General features: G+C 47.3%; 18 protein-coding genes and 1 tRNA gene. 9 read left to right on the forward strand and 10 right to left on the reverse strand.

Translation table 11 applies throughout. The features are described from left to right. Positions 1-40: 40 nt before the first annotated feature. From Q4A89_RS02975 to Q4A89_RS02985, 3 genes are all read right to left on the reverse strand, one after another. Complete coding sequence (locus tag Q4A89_RS02975; protein ID WP_303183652.1) at positions 41-1,261, reverse strand: FecR family protein; 1,221 nt, start codon at positions 1,259-1,261, stop codon at positions 41-43. A 100-nt stretch (positions 1,262-1,361) separates the two neighbouring features. Continuing rightward, the gene (locus tag Q4A89_RS02980) at positions 1,362-1,898 is read right to left on the reverse strand and encodes an RNA polymerase sigma factor (RefSeq protein ID WP_303183653.1); all 537 of its coding nucleotides are present in this window, start codon (positions 1,896-1,898) and stop codon (positions 1,362-1,364) included. A gap of 97 nt (positions 1,899-1,995) precedes the next feature. After that, positions 1,996-2,994, reverse strand: a complete 999-nt coding sequence (locus Q4A89_RS02985) for a hypothetical protein (protein ID WP_303183654.1) — start codon at positions 2,992-2,994, stop codon at positions 1,996-1,998. A gap of 256 nt (positions 2,995-3,250) precedes the next feature. Between Q4A89_RS02985 and Q4A89_RS02990 the strand changes: the two genes are divergently transcribed. After that, on the forward strand, positions 3,251-4,402 hold the full coding sequence (locus tag Q4A89_RS02990; RefSeq protein ID WP_303183655.1) for an OprO/OprP family phosphate-selective porin: 1,152 nt from the start codon (positions 3,251-3,253) through the stop codon (positions 4,400-4,402). 16 nt (positions 4,403-4,418) lie between these two features. Here the strand turns inward: Q4A89_RS02990 and Q4A89_RS02995 are convergent, their stop codons facing one another. After that, positions 4,419-4,970, reverse strand: a complete 552-nt coding sequence (locus tag Q4A89_RS02995) for a DUF2179 domain-containing protein (protein ID WP_303183657.1) — start codon at positions 4,968-4,970, stop codon at positions 4,419-4,421. Positions 4,971-5,171: 201 nt separating this feature from the next. Between Q4A89_RS02995 and Q4A89_RS03000 the strand changes: the two genes are divergently transcribed. The 8 genes from Q4A89_RS03000 (at position 5,172) to Q4A89_RS03035 (ending at position 13,092) form a co-directional block, all read left to right on the forward strand. Then, positions 5,172-5,819 carry an ABC transporter ATP-binding protein gene (locus Q4A89_RS03000; protein ID WP_303183658.1) on the forward strand — a complete coding sequence of 216 codons (648 nt, stop codon included), beginning with the start codon at positions 5,172-5,174 and terminating at the stop codon, positions 5,817-5,819. Beyond that, entirely contained in the window at positions 5,816-7,174 is a 1,359-nt protein-coding gene (locus Q4A89_RS03005; RefSeq protein ID WP_303183660.1) for a sodium-dependent transporter, read from the forward strand. The genes Q4A89_RS03000 and Q4A89_RS03005 overlap by 4 nt, the downstream gene beginning before the upstream one ends. Positions 7,175-7,540: 366 nt before the next feature. Continuing rightward, a complete protein-coding gene (gene pyrH, locus Q4A89_RS03010) occupies positions 7,541-8,248 on the forward strand; it encodes a UMP kinase (protein WP_303183661.1) in 708 nt (235 codons plus the stop codon). 297 nt (positions 8,249-8,545) lie between these two features. Beyond that, positions 8,546-8,947, forward strand: a complete 402-nt coding sequence (mce, locus tag Q4A89_RS03015; protein ID WP_124750501.1) for a methylmalonyl-CoA epimerase — start codon at positions 8,546-8,548, stop codon at positions 8,945-8,947. Between the two features lie 36 nt (positions 8,948-8,983). Beyond that, complete coding sequence (locus Q4A89_RS03020; RefSeq protein WP_303183664.1) at positions 8,984-10,537, forward strand: acyl-CoA carboxylase subunit beta; 1,554 nt, start codon at positions 8,984-8,986, stop codon at positions 10,535-10,537. 20 nt (positions 10,538-10,557) lie between these two features. Beyond that, complete coding sequence (locus Q4A89_RS03025; RefSeq protein ID WP_303183666.1) at positions 10,558-11,442, forward strand: OadG family transporter subunit; 885 nt, start codon at positions 10,558-10,560, stop codon at positions 11,440-11,442. Positions 11,443-11,488: 46 nt separating this feature from the next. Continuing rightward, complete coding sequence (locus Q4A89_RS03030) at positions 11,489-11,920, forward strand: biotin/lipoyl-containing protein (RefSeq protein ID WP_303183668.1); 432 nt, start codon at positions 11,489-11,491, stop codon at positions 11,918-11,920. Between the two features lie 8 nt (positions 11,921-11,928). After that, positions 11,929-13,092, forward strand: coding sequence for a sodium ion-translocating decarboxylase subunit beta (locus tag Q4A89_RS03035; RefSeq protein WP_303183670.1), 1,164 nt, complete (start codon positions 11,929-11,931; stop codon positions 13,090-13,092). Positions 13,093-13,932: 840 nt separating this feature from the next. Here the strand turns inward: Q4A89_RS03035 and Q4A89_RS03040 are convergent. From Q4A89_RS03040 to Q4A89_RS03065, 6 genes are all read right to left on the reverse strand, one after another. Beyond that, on the reverse strand, positions 13,933-14,427 hold the full coding sequence (locus tag Q4A89_RS03040; RefSeq protein WP_303183672.1) for an Lrp/AsnC family transcriptional regulator: 495 nt from the start codon (positions 14,425-14,427) through the stop codon (positions 13,933-13,935). Positions 14,428-14,604: 177 nt separating this feature from the next. After that, on the reverse strand, positions 14,605-15,072 hold the full coding sequence (locus Q4A89_RS03045) for a biopolymer transporter ExbD (protein ID WP_014224382.1): 468 nt from the start codon (positions 15,070-15,072) through the stop codon (positions 14,605-14,607). Positions 15,073-15,087: 15 nt separating this feature from the next. After that, positions 15,088-15,681 carry a biopolymer transporter ExbD gene (locus tag Q4A89_RS03050; protein WP_303183678.1) on the reverse strand — a complete coding sequence of 198 codons (594 nt, stop codon included), beginning with the start codon at positions 15,679-15,681 and terminating at the stop codon, positions 15,088-15,090. A 21-nt stretch (positions 15,682-15,702) separates the two neighbouring features. Continuing rightward, a complete protein-coding gene (locus tag Q4A89_RS03055; RefSeq protein WP_303183680.1) occupies positions 15,703-16,176 on the reverse strand; it encodes a hypothetical protein in 474 nt (157 codons plus the stop codon). A gap of 9 nt (positions 16,177-16,185) precedes the next feature. Then, positions 16,186-16,929, reverse strand: coding sequence for a MotA/TolQ/ExbB proton channel family protein (locus tag Q4A89_RS03060; RefSeq protein WP_303183682.1), 744 nt, complete (start codon positions 16,927-16,929; stop codon positions 16,186-16,188). A gap of 129 nt (positions 16,930-17,058) precedes the next feature. Next, positions 17,059-17,146, reverse strand: a tRNA-Ser gene (locus Q4A89_RS03065). Between the last annotated feature and the right edge of the window lie 66 nt (positions 17,147-17,212).

Here is a 17,212-nt window from a genome sequence, read left to right on the forward strand (position 1 = left end):
GATATTTGCGGTATCTGCCCGGCTCTCTTTTTTATAAAGGCTATTTCATATTTCTCATAGGCATCATCGGTTTTTGATTCGGTTTGTTCATGATATATATTTTATTCCCTTGTTTTTCGTATCCGGTCGACGACAACAAGGCTACGGTTGTCATTACGTAGTCAAGGTTGTCCGACAGATAAATCTTCCCTGTGCACGTCCGTTTCTGTAAATTCACGTCTGCTTCGTAATCGAACGCAAGGTTATAGTACCGTCCAATCTGTTTCAACACTTCAGACACAGGAGTCCTGTCTAATGTCAGATATCCGTCTTTCCAGCTGATTATGCGATTGACGTCTACGACTTGTTTGTCAAACATTCCGTTTTTCCCGTAGACTGCCTGCTCATCGGGCAATAAGAGCAGTTCTTTGTCGCTTCCCGATCGAAGGCCTACACTTCCTTCTACTAATGTAACAGATTGGGGAGAATCGGCATATCGTGAAATATTAAACTTCGTACCGTATACTTTTACATGAAAATCGGACGTATGCACATAAAACGACTTCGTTTTATCAGGAGCCACTTCGGCGTATATTTCTCCGGAAATCAAGTTTATTTCACGATTTTGAGCAGAAAATTCAGCTGGAAATTCCAGTACCGTTCCCGAATTCAACCAAACTTTGCTACCGTCAGACAATATCAACTGCGTACGCTTCCCATACGGTACAACTAACTGATTGGGCCAAGCTCTGTCAACATCAATCGTCTCCTCTTCAGCATTTTCCTGCGCAATGGTAATGGAACCTTCGTTACTGACGTTTAATTTGATATTACTTTGAAAAGATCGCGACTCTTTGCCCGAAATAAGTTGAATATCTTCATGGTTCAACAGATTACCGACAATTTGTTCCGTACCGGATGGCATCACCTTTTCTTCCTCCGGAGCAGTAAAGAAATACAATCCGGCGATAATTAGAACAATAGCTGCGCACGAAGCCACTGCATACCGTATTATACGGCGCACTTTTAGCCTTTCCGAGTCTCGCGCGATGGTCCTTTGTATTCTCCGAAAAAGTTGTCTGCGGTCTTCTTCGTTCAATCTGTTCTTATTAAGGCCTGTTGTCTTCAAATAAGTTATAGCCGACCGAATATCTCCCTCCAAATGCGGATGTCTTTCAATAAAATCATGCCATTGCGCATTCAGCTCTTCATCCGGCAGCAATTGCCATCGGATAAACTGCTCGTCTTTTAGAAAGTCGGTATAATGTGAATAACTTGGCATATATAACAATGTATTCGAATCCTGTTTTCTTTATAAAGACGACAGAACTGATTTTTTATCCCCTTCTTTTGAAAAATATTAAAAATTTAACGCGGAGATATCAGACGAAAATAAAAAGTAGAGTTTTAAGTCCGTATGTATTACGTAATTTCTGCATCGCTTTGGAAAGAAGTTTCCGACAACCATGCACACTGATCTGTAGCAATTCGGCAATTTGCTCATAGTCGTATTCGTGAATATAACGCAGGTAAACGATTTCTCTCTGGCGTTCGGTCAGACTACCGAGCATCTCTGCGATAGAACGCTCTATTTGCAGTTGTTCCTCTCTATTGATAAGCAGATCCTCAATGGTTATATGTATATCGAAAGGCATCTCTTCCGATTCGATGATCGACAGCCCGACATATTCGCGTTGTGCTTTGAAGATATCGTACAATCTGTTCTTTAACGATTTGAAAAGGTATGATTTTATATTTGCTACATCCCGAAGTGTTTTTTCATCAGCAGCTAATTTACAGAACACATCGTGAATCGCATCCATAATCGCCTCTTTATCGAAGCCCAAATAAAGGGCATACGTATACAGATTGTCTACATAGAGATTATACAGAGAGGCGATGTCATTTATCTTTTTCATTCCATCCGTGACTTTGTATCAGAGACGTGAGTGCAAAAATAAATGAAAAAGTTCAAGTTGAGCACTTGCTTTCGTTTTTAGAGGGGAGAACGGAAACTTATTTCAATTCTTGAAGGGTAAATCGTTTTAAGAATCCTTTGCTCAGGTGAAAATAGACGATGCGGTAATCATGGTCTATCTTCTGATGTAAATAGTGTTTGGCCTCTGTCAACAACGAAGGTGTAATTTCTTCGAGTTTCACCGTAAAGCCTTTGTTGATATACAGCCCGTACAGAAAACAATCCTGCTCTACTTCGAACATATGTTCGCCGGTCTGACGGAAGAAAGGCGGCTGCAGATCGTCGGCCGAAAGCCCGTTAACGAGCTTCTTCTGGCCCAAATGGTTCGTCACGATCCCCCACGAATACAACGGCAGAGCAACATCGAACGTTAACGGATAATCGTTGATATTTCGGGTATAAGCCTTAAGCAGCGAAATGTCGAGAATCGAGTTGGCCGACGCATCGCCGGTGGGATCGGAGGTCGCGTAGCACATCAGGTAACCTTTGTCAGCCGGCGGCACGCCCGTCTGTTTCTTATCCTTGATCTGATGCAGACGCAACGTACACGATATGTTCTTGGTTGAACGCTTTTTCAGGATTCCGAGGAAACGGAAGTACGTGTTCCGGGTACGTGCCGTCCAGTCACAATCAATTTTTATTTCGTGTATTTCCGGAAAACGGTTGACGGTGGCGATGTCCCGAATCAGTTTTAAGGTATGGTCGGCGAGTTCGGCGATCTTTTCGTCCGTCATATCGGCAAACGTACGATTCGTAATGAATACGACCGGCACATATTCCGTCGGCAAAATCGTCGCGTCGAAACGTTTGATTTTAGCTACCGGCACCGGAACGCCATCTTGCAGGTCGATATCGAAAAGTCGGATAAAAAGTCTCTCGCAGGCGAGCGAGTCGAAATAATTCCGTTCTGTTTCGCCGATCTGCACATCGGCTTTCCAGTAATAGAAGTCGACCGGATGCTTGTGCTTATCGCGACAACCCACTGCCAGCAACGCAAGCAAAAACAGACCTATCAGATATTTACTCTTCACCGTCATGGCTTACTTTGATTACACAAAGATACGAATTAAAATCATCATAAAATATCAATGCCATGAACCATTTCACGTGGAAGGTTGTTTAGCGAATAAATTCACAAAAGCGATGCAAAAAAACTAAATATTCTCAAGGCAGACGATTTCGATGTGATAAAACGTATCTTTGTCGAAATTTCGACAAATTTCGTTTAAAATTTAACGACATTGCGAAGAGAAAAAAGTAAAAAACAAAAACAACTTGAAAACGATTCCGCGTATGATAAAGAAAATAACCCTCATTCTTTGTAGTCTGGCTTTGTGTTGGACAGGATACAGTCAGGATGAAGAAGAAAAATTGACTGCAAAACCTACGGGACGTGTCCTGATGGATGCCGGCCTCTTCAATGCCGACCGTTATAACGATCAATTTAATGACGGGGTTGCCATCCCCGATATTCGCATCGGGGTAGAGGCCGAATACGGCCGATGGAAAACGAAAGTCGACGTCGGATTCGCGTATGCCAAGGTTTCGTTGAAAGATGTCTATATAGACTATGTGTTCAATAAAGAGAACATGCTTCGTGGAGGGTATTTTTTACATCATTTCGGACTTCAAAGTGCGACGGGCTCTTCGCTGAAAATCTCTAAGGAAGAACCGGCCGCTAATCAGGCGTTTTATAACTCTCGTCTGGTGGGATTAATGTTCATTCACAGCAAAAAAGAGTTCTACGGCACGCTGAGTCTCTTCGCCGAGAACGAAGCCATCAAACAGACGACCGACCAACTCGGCAACGAGGGATACGGCATGATGAGCCGTCTCGTCTACCGTCCTCTCCGCGAGCCGGGCAGAATGTTACACGTTGGCTTCTCCGGCGCGTTCGAATCGCCGAGATACAGTGCAAAAGCGGAAGACAATCATCGTTCGTACGCTCTGAGAGCCTACTTTCCAACCCGCATCGCGCGAGTAAAAGCCCAACAAGCCGACATCACCGATGCCAGAATGCTCTACAAGTTCACGCCTGAAGTAATGGCCTCCATCGGCCCTCTGGCCATCGAGGCGCAATATTATTTCGCGACGGTAAATCGTGAAAAAGGAATGCCCGATTATCGGGCAAGTGGAGCATACGCCTTTTTAAGAGGACTTATAAAAGGAAGAAATTACTCCTACTCCGACGACGAGAGCAGCATCAAGACACCCTCACCCGGTTCGATGGAACTTGTACTGGGCTATAACTACACCGACCTGTCGGATCATAAAGCGAATATTCTCGGCGGACGGGTGAACGACTGGTCGTTCACCTTCAATTATTACCTGAACAAGTACATGATCTGGCGCGTCAGAGGTTCACTGACCCAAGCAACCGACAGAGCAGGCTATGACAATACCAACCTGAGCCTGATTGAAACACGTTTTCAGGTCAGATTCTGAAGCATTCGCGAAACGTCTATTTTCCCAGACGGGGCGCAGCGGCAGCCGAGAAAATTCCTCGCTGCTTGGAGCGGACATCCTCGATCAGATAAAAAGCATCCGGATCGAACATATTAAGCAGTCGGACGACTTTCTTCTCCGATTTGCGGCTGACTGCCGTCTCGATGACCGAAACTTCCGAAATCGCCCCTTCGCCTCTGAAACACGTAGAGCCGCACCCGTTATCGTTCAGCATGCGTGTCAGTTCCGCACCATCCTTTTTCGTGTAGATGCGAAACAGCAGAAAACCGATCGCAATCTTGCTCTCGACCATAATCCCCACGAAATTACCAGCCGCATAACCACCTGCGTACGAAAGATAAGCCACGATATCGTTGGCATTGGAAAATATTTGCGAAATCACAATCACCCAGATAAACACCTCAAAGAAGCCGACAACCGGAGCTTTCTTCTTTTCCCCTTTCGAAACGAAGATGATCCGCAAGGTGCCTAAGGTCACGTCACAGATACGACCAAAGAAAATAATAATCGGTGTCAACCAGGGATAAACCTCTAAAAATTCGAACATAAACGTATAACAGTTTTTCGCCTTGTTTACCACAGCGGCGATGTTTAAAAAGTAGCGCAAAGATAACGTTTTTCCAACGGATTATGCGAATAAAACAACAGAGTCCGAATCCCCTGAGCTTATTTCTCCTCTTTTTCTTGTCCGATGCCGGATTTTTATCTACTTTCGCAACTTCATCCCATCGGACAGATTATTTTAACAATGATACAAGCGCGAGGAATAAGAAAACGCTTCGACAAACTGGAGATTCTGAAAGGTATTGATTTGACGATCGATGCCGGAGAGATCGTCGCCATCGTCGGGCCAAGCGGTGCCGGTAAAACGACACTGCTGCAAATCATCGGAACATTAGACAAGCCCGACAGCGGAACGCTTCTCATCGACGGTGTGGAACCGTTCCGGCTCAACGAAAAGCAGGTAGCGGATTTCCGCAATCGTCATATCGGTTTCGTGTTTCAGTTTCATCAGCTGTTGCCGGAGTTTACCGCGCTCGAAAACGTAATGATTCCTGCGCTGATTGCCCGCCAACAAGCCTCCGCCGCCGAAAAAAGGGCGAAAGAGCTGCTGGATTTTCTGAAGCTATCCGACCGGATGACGCATAAGCCCGCTGAACTGTCGGGCGGTGAGAAACAACGGGTCGCTGTGGCACGCGCGCTCGTCAACCATCCGTCCGTGATTTTGGCCGACGAGCCTTCGGGCAGTCTGGATACGCAAAATAAGGAAGAGCTGCACGCCCTCTTCTTCGACTTACGGAACGAAATGGGACAGACGTTCGTCATCGTCACGCACGATGAGCAGTTGGCGACGAAAGCCGACCGCATCATTCACATGAAAGACGGACGGATATGAGTACGGCAACACGCACAACGTTCGGACGGCTGGGAGTCGTCCTCGCCACCATCGGGAGCGCCGTCGGATTAGGCAATATCTGGCGTTTCCCGTATATGCTGGGCACCAACGGAGGCGGCGCGTTCCTGCTGATTTATATTCTTTGCGTGTTGCTTCTCGGACTGCCGGCCGTCATTGCCGAGTTCTTCATCGGCCGACACACGCAGCGCAACGCGGCCGGAGCCTTCAAAGCCATGGCGCCCGGCACGGCATGGGGACTGGTCGGTTACAACGGGGTCCTGATTGCGTTCCTCATTCTCGGCTTCTATTTCGTCATCGCCGGATGGACTTTCGAATACCTTTTTCAATCCCTGACCGAACCGTTAGCCGGTAAAACGACGGCCGACTTCGAGACTGAATTCACCGATTTTTCATCCGGCGTCTTCCGACCCGTCTTTTGGACTCTGCTCTTTATCGGGCTTACGCATTTCATCGTAACGGTCGGTGTGAAGAACGGGATCGAACGGGCATCGAAATTCCTGATGCCGCTCCTCTTCGCCATCATGATCTTGCTATGCGTACGCAGCCTGATGTTATCCGGTGCTCGCGAAGGGTTAGAGTTTCTTTTCAAACCCGATTTCGGAAAAATCAACTCGTCCGTCGTGTTCAGCGCCATGGGACAGGCCTTCTTTTCGCTCAGCATCGGCATGGGATGCCTGATTACATACAGTTCGTATTTTCACAAAAAAACTGACTTGCAACGTACCGCGATCGAAGTCGTGGTACTCGACACACTCGTCGCGCTGCTGGCCGGCGTAATGATTTTTCCGGCCGTCTTTCATTTCGGCGTCGAACCGACCGAAAAAGTCGCTCTCGTATTTATCACGTTGCCCAATATCTTCGCTCAGATGCCTTTCGGGAACGTATGGGCTTTCAGCTTCTACCTCCTTTTGGGCGTAGCGGCGCTGACGTCTACCATCTCGCTGCACGAAGTCGCCACGGCCTACATTCACGAAGAGCATGGCATCAAACGCAAGCGGGCAACCGTCTACGTATCGCTCGGCACGTGTATTTTGGCGGTGTTCAGCTCGCTCTCGTTCGGACTGATGAAAGACAGCACCTTCTTCGGGATGACCTTCTTCGACTGTCTCGATTTTCTGACCGCTAAAATCATGCTTCCCCTCGGCGGTATGCTCACCTGCATCTTCGTCGGGCATCGCGTAGACCAAAAAATCCTGAAAGCCGAACTGACGAACCAAGGCAGCGTACCATTCTACTTCTTCCGGACATACTGCTTTCTGGTCAAATACATCGCTCCCACAGGGATCGGGATGATTATCCTTTATCAGTTTGGCGTTTTCAATATCGCCGGTTAACGTTGAAGGGCGTTGTTGTACAACAACAGGGTCAAACACGCTGTTTAAGGGTCGTTGTTGCGCAACAACGAGGCAAAACATGCTGTTTGAAGGTCATTGTTGTACAACAAACAGGCAAAAACTGCTGTTTAAGTGTCATTTTTTTACAACAACGGGGCAAAACACGCTGTTTTAAGGTCGTTGTTGTACAACAACGCCTAAAAAACGGAGTTCACACAGCGTGACAGACGCTTTTGGGCTGTTCCCGCACGAAGCCGCGCGGTTCAAAAGCGAAAAATCGGCCGAAGCATCCGTCCTTTTTTCTCCGCCGGCGTAAAATATCGAGGTTTTTACCTACATTTGTGGCCATTCAAAACAATGCTTACGATGAGATACAAAAGAATCTTACTGAAATTGAGTGGCGAGTCGTTGATGGGTAACGCTGGATACGGCATTGACGAGGCGCGCCTCGCGTCATATGCGACACAGATTAAGGAGATTGCCGATATGGGCATCCAGATCGCAATCGTCATCGGCGGAGGGAATATTTTTCGCGGACTGAGCGGCGCGGCGAAAGGCTTCGACCGTGTCAAAGGCGATCAAATGGGGATGCTGGCCACGGTCATCAACAGTCTGGCGCTGAGCTCGGCGCTTCATGCCGCAGGCGTCAAGGCACACGTCATGACCGCCATTCGCATGGAGCCGATCGGCGAATATTACAGCAAGACACGCGCCATCGAACGCCTCGAAGCCGGACAGGTGGTAATCATCGCCGGCGGAACCGGTAATCCGTTCTTCACTACCGATACGGCATCGTCGCTGCGCGGCATCGAAGTCGAGGCCGATGTGATGCTCAAAGGCACACGCGTAGACGGCATTTACACGGCCGATCCGGAGAAAGACCCGTCGGCCGTCAAATTCGACGAAATTACGTTCGACGAGATTTATCGCCGCAAGTTGAAAGTGATGGACCTGACGGCCACGACGATGTGCAAGGAAAACGGTCTTCCGCTGATCGTCTTCGATATGGATACCGTCGGAAATCTGAAGAAAGTGATGCTTGGGGAACCGATCGGCACGCGTGTGCACGACTGAAACGGGCTCGCAAGCGCCTTGCTTTCGGTTCGTTTTTTTGCCGGATAGCCCGTAGCGGAACGATGTATCTTTTTCCTGCATTTTCCGCAAGTATCCGGCAATGTTCTATCCGCTTTGACCGCAATTCGCGCTCAAGTCCTCTTCCCCGTCCCACTCCGTCCCTCAGCCACAGCGAACCTCCAATCCGCAAACAGATGTGAAAGATTATGATTTCCCGCACGCCTCATTTATATATTTCTCAATTTTATTTCATATCTTTGCCGTATCATTTACTAACAAATTAAATAAAGAGTTACTATGGAAATTTCGCACATTGAGCATCTCGGCATCGCCGTAAACAGCATTGAGGAGCATCGTCCTTATTATGAGCAGGTATTAGGTCTTACGTGTTACAGCATCGAAGAAGTACCCGACCAGAAAGTAAAAACTGCGTTTTTCAAAGTCGGACAGACCAAAATCGAATTATTGGAGCCTACGAGCCCCGACAGCACCATCGCCAAGTTTATCGAGAAACGCGGTGAAGGGATTCATCACATCGCATTTGCCGTTCCCGACGTACAGCAATCGCTCGACGAAGCGGCCTCGAAAGGCGTACAACTCATCGACAAAGCCCCCCGCCCCGGCGCCGAAGGGCTTCAAATCGCTTTTCTGCACCCCAAATCGACACGAGGCGTACTCACCGAACTGTGCATGAAATAAATTCGTCATCAATATTCACTACTAACATAATATATAATGAGTAACCAACTTGAAAAGATAAAAGAACTGATCGCCCTACGCGAAAAAGCACGCTTGGGTGGTGGTGAGAAAGCAATCGAAAAGCAGCACGAAAGAGGGAAATATACGGCTCGCGAACGCATTAACATGCTGCTGGACGAAGGCAGCTTCGAAGAAATGGATATGTTTGTCGAGCACCGCTGTGTGAACTTCGGACAGGAGAAAAAGAAAATCCTCGGCGACGGTGTGGTGACCGGCTGCGGTACGATCAGCGGACGACTCGTCTATGTTTTCGCACAGGATTTCACCGTGTTCGGTGGTTCTCTGTCGGAAACGATGGCCCAAAAAATCTGCAAAGTGATGGATATGGCCATGAAGATGGGAGCGCCCTGTATCGGAATCAATGACTCGGGAGGCGCCCGTATTCAGGAAGGTATCAACGCATTGGCCGGTTATTCCGAAATCTTCCAACGAAACATTCTCGCGTCGGGCGTCATTCCGCAGATATCCGGCATCTTCGGACCGTGTGCCGGAGGAGCGGTTTACTCGCCGGCATTGACTGACTTCACCCTGATGACCGAAGGTACATCGTACATGTTCCTCACCGGACCGAAAGTGGTGAAAACCGTAACAGGCGAAGATGTGACACAGGAAAATCTGGGCGGAGCAAGCGTTCACTCTACGAAATCGGGGGTTACCCACTTTACAGCAGCAACCGAAGAAGAAGGACTTGCCATGATTCGCCAGTTGCTCAGCTACATCCCGCAGAACAACCTGGAAGAACCTCCCTATGTAGAATGTAACGATCCGATCGACCGCCTCGACGACAACCTGAACGAGATCATCCCCGACAGTGCCAATCAAGCCTACGACATGTACGAAGTGATCCGGACAATTGTTGACAATGGCGAGTTTTTCGAAATACAGCCCAGCTTCGCGAAAAATATCATCATCGGTTTTGCCCGATTCAACGGTCAGTCCGTCGGCATCGTGGCCAACCAGCCCAAATTCCTGGCGGGAGTACTGGATTGCAACGCATCACGTAAAGGCGCGCGCTTCGTACGTTTCTGCGATGCTTTCAACATTCCGCTCGTCACCCTCGTCGACGTTCCGGGCTTCCTTCCGGGCACAGGACAGGAATATAACGCCGTCATTCTGCACGGAGCCAAACTGCTCTATGCATACGGCGAAGCAACCGTACCCAAAGTTACCGTTACATTGCGTAAATCGTACGGTGGCTCACACATCGTAATGAGCTGTAAGCAACTGCGCGGCGACATGAACTACGCATGGCCGACTGCCGAAATCGCTGTAATGGGTGGATCGGGCGCCGCCGAAGTGCTGTACGCCAAAGAACTGAAAGAAGCGACTGATCCCGCTGCCGTGATGGAAGAAAAGGTGAATGAATATAACAAGTTGTTCGCCAACCCGTACAACGCAGCGAAGTATGGCTATATCGACGACGTGATCGAACCGCGTAACACCCGGTTCCGCATCATCCGTTCGCTGCAGCAACTTCAAACGAAGAAGCTCACGAATCCGGCGAAGAAACACGGAAATATTCCTTTGTAACAATCATAAGCACATGTAAAATGAAAAAAACAGGAATCATGCTGGCTATCCTGATGCTGATTGGCAGTTTCTATGCCAACGGGCAGTCCACCTCGTCCATACGCCTGAACGAAGTACTCGTCATCAACGTCGACAACTTTGTCGATGCGTACGGCTCACGGAACGGGTGGATTGAACTGTATAACAATTCGCCCGGGACAGTCGACATCAGAGGATGCTATATTACGAACGACAAGAACAACCCCAAAAAATACATGATCCCGAAAGGCGACGTAAAGACGAAAGTCCCTCCCCGTCAACATGTATTGTTTTGGGCAGATAACAATCCCTCACACGGAACGTTTCACTTGAATTTCAAACTCGATCCCAATAAAGAGAACGAACTCTTTTTCTACGACTCGGACGGAAGAACATTGATTGATCACGTCATTGTACCTGCCGGACAACAGCCTGACGTAAGTTATGGCTTGTCTCTCGACGGCATAGGCACATGGGGTATCCTCTCGAGGGTAACCCCGGACACGAACAATAAAACGCTCGACTCGAACGAAAAGATTGAGAATTTCAAGCAAAACGACTCTTGGGGCGTGGGCATGACGCTCACGGCCATGACCGTCGTATTTCTGGGATTGCTGATTCTGTTTCTCGTATTTAAGCAAGTGGGTAAAAGCGCCATCAAGATGAGTCGTAAAAGAGCGGAAAAAGCCGCCGGTGGCCGATCGGGATCCGCCGGAATCAATGAGTCGGGCGAAGTGTTCGCAGCCATTGCCACTGCTCTTTACGAAGTGACGGAAGATACGCACGATCTCGAAAACAGAGTGCTTACGATTCATAAAGTGACTCGCAACTATTCGCCGTGGAGTTCAAAAATCTACGGATTACGGAGCATACCGTCAAAAAGATAACAAGAGATATTCGCTCCATAACAACTAATCATTAATAATTAATTCGATGAAACAATTTAAATATACAATCAACGGCAATATTTACAACGTTACAGTAAACCATGTAGAGGATAGCATGGCGGAAGTGGAAGTGAACGGCACCCCCTACAAGGTAGAAATGGATAAAGGGGCCAAGAAAACGGTAGCCGCCGTTAAGCGTCCGGCGCAAGCTCCAACCACATCGGCAGGAGCGCCTGTCGTTGCTCGTCCGACAACCAGCGCAGGAGTGGGTGCCGTTAAATCGCCACTGCCCGGAGTGATTCTGAGCATCGACTGCAAAGTGGGTGACACCGTAAAGAAAGGCCAGAAACTGCTCGTACTCGAAGCAATGAAGATGGAAAATACCATCCCGGCCGACCGCGACGGCGAAGTAGCCGAAATCAAAGTGAACAGAGGCGATTCTGTACTGGAAGGTACCGATTTGATCATTCTTAAATAAGAAAAGTCATGCAGGAAAGCTTCTTATCATTCTTGGGAGAGAACATGCAAACCTTCCTCTCCTACACCGGATTTGCCAATGCGACATGGGGACATGTCATCATGATCCTCATCGGGCTGTTATTTGTCTTTTTGGCGATCAAATATGAGTTCGAACCGATGCTGCTGATCCCGATCGGGTTCGGTATCCTGATCGGAAATATTCCGTTCAAAGACGCCGGGCTACAGGTCGGTATCTATGAAGAAGGCTCCGTGCTGAACATCTTATATCAAGGAGTGGTACGAGGATGGTATCCCCCACTTATCTTCCTGGGTATTGGTGCGATGACGGACTTCTCGGCGTTGATTTCGAACCCCAAGCTGATGTTGATCGGAGCCGCCGCTCAGTTCGGTATTTTCGGCGCGTATATCATCGCGTTGCAATCGGGATTCGAGCCGAGTCAGGCCGGTGCTATCGGTATCATCGGCGGTGCGGACGGCCCGACAGCCATCTTCCTCTCGTCCAAGTTAGCACCTAACCTGATGGGAGCCATTGCCGTGTCGGCCTATTCGTATATGGCGCTCGTACCCATCATTCAGCCGCCATTTATGCGTATGCTGACGACGAAAAAGGAACGGCTGATCCGGATGAGACCGCCCCGCGTCGTGTCACAGACCGAAAAGATTATCTTCCCGATTATCGGACTTCTGCTCACCTGCTTTCTCGTTCCGTCGGGCTTACCACTATTGGGGATGCTCTTCTTTGGGAATCTCCTAAAAGAAAGTGGCGTGACACGTCGTTTGGCAGAAACGGCCCGTGGGCCGCTCATCGATACGATTACCATCTTATTGGGTATGACGGTGGGTGCCTCTACACAAGCCACCCAATTCCTCACTTGGGATTCAATCAAGATCTTTATGCTCGGAGCCCTGTCATTCGTCATCGCGACGTGTGCAGGTATCCTCTTCGTTAAGTTCTTTAACCTCTTCCTGAAAGAAGGCAACAAGATCAACCCGCTGATCGGCAACTCAGGCGTGTCGGCCGTACCGGATTCGGCACGTATCTCGCAGACGGTCGGACTCGAATATGATCCGAGCAACTACTTGCTGATGCACGCCATGGGACCGAATGTGGCAGGTGTGATTGGCTCGGCTGTTGCAGCCGGTATCTTGTTGGGATTCCTCGGCGGATAATCAATCCTACCGATTCTATCATAAAAAACCGTGGCCGTTTCTACTCGACCACGGTTTTTTGTTTGGAGAATAAGCTCTTTTCAACTCAAATTACGCGATAGACTATTCGGCGTTTACTAGTTCTTAATTGTTAATTGTCAATGGTTAATTGTTATTTGCCGACTACATGGTTCGGCGTGTACCACGCATGACAATTGACCATTAATAACTATTATATCAGGCTTACAGCCCTCCATCGGGATGCGATGCCTTTTCCCCAACGCTTCGCATTGGGCTGAGTTATCTCGCCCTTTCAGGGCTATTTTCCAATGGTTAATAGTTATTCGCCAAGTATATGGTTTAGCGTGTACCACGCATGACAATTGACAATGAATTAACGTCTCTACAGTGCGTACCCTATTCTTTTAACCCAACATATAAAAGTAATCAGCATTCAGTGTTCAGTCCTTCGGATGTTTAGTTGTTTAGGTGTTTGTTGTTTAACATTCAACTCAACAAATAAACATTTCAACAACTCAACGTCCGCAGGGCATACAAGGGCTGAAAGCCCGGATTATTTCAGCCCCATCCCGCAAGGGTGGGGGATCGACATCCGTACCTTGTTCGGAGGGCTGAAGGCCTGAATGAAATTCATGCTTATTCGTTCTATTGCGGAATCCGAGTTCAAGCTATTACCGTTACTCCCTCCGATAAGCATCGCTAAACCGAAGCTTTACATCGGCTCAAGCGCTATGATATACTTATTACCCCACAAGGGTGAAACAATCAGATCACCATTGTGGGGTAAGTAATTTGCCGTACGACGAGGCTTAATCGTACAAACAAGTTAAGAAAACTCTTCTACTTTGCCTTTTTCCCTTTGCCGTTCTCTCTGTTAAAGTCGATCGGCAAATGTCTGCGGAAGCCTTCCTTGAGAGAAATCAAGGTTTCCGTACGCGCCAATCCAAGAGGTTGCAGCCTATCGTGAATGATCTTGAGCAAATGTTCATTGTCTCTTGCATAGATTTTAATAAAAAGATCATATTTCCCCGTCGTATAATAGCATTCCACGACCTCCGGAATATCTTTCAATGCATCGACAATCGATGTGAATTGTCCCGGGTCCTGAAGGAAAAGCCCCATATACGCACATGTTTTATACCCGATCATACGGTTGTCGAGCATAAACTCCGAGCCTTTGATGACGCCTGCATGGAGCAGTTTCTGCACCCGCTGATGGATCGCAGCTCCGGAAACATTGCACGCTCGTGCCACTTCGAGGAACGGTTTTCGGGCATCCCCCACAATGAGTTTGAGTATTTTCTCGTCTAATTCGTCTAATTCATATAGTGCCATTGTTTTTTCAATATTAGAATGTTGCATGATGCTTACAATATTGTGTGAATCTTGTTATAGAAGTTTATCTCTCTATTTTCCAAATTATTCCGTCTGATAAAAACAGATAAAGGGTTGAATATCCCCCGTAAAAGGAGAAATTCAACCCTTTGTCGAATCATTCTCAAATATTCGTCATCAGTCGACTTTCTTTCGTGCCGAATAGCTGATCTTGAGGGCGTATGCTTCTCGAAGCGCTTGCTTCAAGTCGGTCACAAGCCCCATCTTCGTGTCATAATCGGCTTTGATCGAAACCGTCATAAAAGGTTGATCTTCTTCCTTCATACTCGATTTCTCCTGACCGATATAACTACCCACTTCAGAAACTTCTGCAAATGCATCGTTCAACTGAAGACGGCTTTCAGAACCCATCTTAGCCTGATACTCCGGCATCGGCTTTCCGACATAAATAAATGTCACGAGTGACTTTTTCTCCAACTTCTGCAGCTCGGTAGCCTGCGGCGCGCGAAACTGCACTTTCAACGTCACTTCACGCATCGTCGTTACCATCATGATGAAAAACAAAAAGGCGAATACCAAGTCAGGCAATGACGCCGTGTTCAATTCGGGCATCTCACGTCCCCCCGATTTATTAAACTTTCCCATTATATTCCTCCTTTTTTATTTTGTTTTTTTCTCACCATAATTCTTCGGCTCAGCCTCCGATATCTTCTGCGGATAAATCGTTTGCACAGCCTTTTGCTGCTCCGGATTTAATTCCGCAAATGTTTTGCCCCACTTCTGTTTGGAAACTTCATCACGCAATTCATTGTAAGCCGCAGCCAATTCGTTCTGCACATTGATATAGGCCTGATACTGCGTACCGCGGTGGTTCTGCAACGAAATAACGTGCTTCGACGTCACCATCATTCTTCCGAAGAACGGAACATCCACTTCTTCTTTTTCCGGCAAGTTAGGATCGTCATTTACATTAGAAATAAATTCCTTTGCCTTAGCCCTAACTTGCGATACATCGACATATTCACCTCCACATAATATATTGTTTTCGGAACTGATCAATAAGATAAGCATATTCCTTTTTTTGATATCAATCTCTTGATCTTGTTCCTGTTTTTCAGGTGGGCGAGGTAACTTTCGCGCCAACCCCATATCCGTATCCATTGAGGTCGTCAAAAGGAAGAAGAGCAACAACATGAAAGCGATGTCGGCAGAAGAAGATCCATTGATTCCCGGAACTTTTCTTTTTTTACCCATTTTCTTTCTTGTTTATGCGTTTTACTTGCTGAATACTTTCTTGACAGAGCCGCCCACGATGGCTAAAACAGACAATCCCAACAAAATATAGATGGAATAGATCCACATATCCGATATTTTCAACCAGCTCGCTACATTATATTGAGCAGAATCGGCGTTGATACCGGGCAACGGAGTCGTATCTCCGATCGCATAAGTAATCCCTAACATGGCTAAAAAAGCGACCAAAACACCCAACGAACTGATGGCTGCTTTAGGTCTTGATTTCAGCGTTGCGAAGAATTGCACCAAACCGAACAAGAATAAAAGTGCAACGGCAATACCAAACACAACGTAACACCAATACAATAATAAAGAAGTATTAACCGGTTCGGGCTTTTCAGCGGCAGAATCAACGACTCCGCCGAAGTAGAACATCGCAAAAACGATCACACTGACAAGCATGACGCCCAGCAATGTCCAACTTGACATTTTTCTTATTTTAGTTACTGCCATGGTTCAATCTTATTTTTTGTATTTTACATTGTATTTGATAACCATGTCGAGCAACGTAATTGAAGCATCTTCCATTTTGTTCAGGATACCCTCCAATTTGCTGAGCAGATAGTTATAAAACACCTGAAGAATAAGGGCTACAATCAAACCGCCCACGGTCGTGATCAAAGCCACTTTCATACCACCGGCAACAACCGTCGGGCTGATATCCCCTACGCGCTCAATTTTGTCGAACGCCATAATCATACCAATCACCGTTCCCAAGAATCCCAAAGAAGGAGCCATCGCGATAAACAGGGTAATCCACGACAAGTTCTTCTCCAGCAAACCACTCTGCACACCGCCATACGACACGATCGACTTCTCTACCACATCAATACCCTGATCCATTCTCATCAGGCCCTGATAGGCAATCGAAGCAATCGGTCCTCTGGTGTCGCGTGCAATAGCTTTGGCACCTTCAACGTCTCCACGGTCAAGAGCCGCTTCGATATCGCTCAGCATTCCGTTCGGATTCACGTCAGCCAGATTCAGGTAAATGATGCGTTCCAGAACAAATGCCAAACCCAAGATCAAAGCAATCGCTACCAGACTCATGAAGCCGGCATCACCTTCGATAAACTTGGTTTTTAACGCTTGATGCATGCTCCCTTCAACAGGAGCCACAGCTTCTGCGGCTTCTTGAGCGAATGCTACTGTAGAGGTTCCCAAGGCGCAAACGCCTAAGACTGCTTTTGTAAACAACTTTTTCATAGTGATGCTAATTTAAAATTAATAATTCTCTTTTTTGTTATTTTTAAATTGTTTGTTAATAAATCTCATTACCTTCTTGTTTCCCACAGGCTTTTCACTTTTCTTTCGGCGAATTATTCATTCTGCCTGCGGAGAAAGCGGGATTCGAACCCGCGATACGCTTTTGGCGTATACACGCTTTCCAGGCGTGCCTCTTCAACCACTCGAGCATCTCTCCAGAATCGTATGCCTTTCAAAAACGAGTGCAAAGTACGAAAAAAATATGACATGCAAACTTTTTTAT

This window comes from Tannerella sp., from assembly GCF_030528505.1.
GTDB lineage: Bacteria > Bacteroidota > Bacteroidia > Bacteroidales > Tannerellaceae > Tannerella.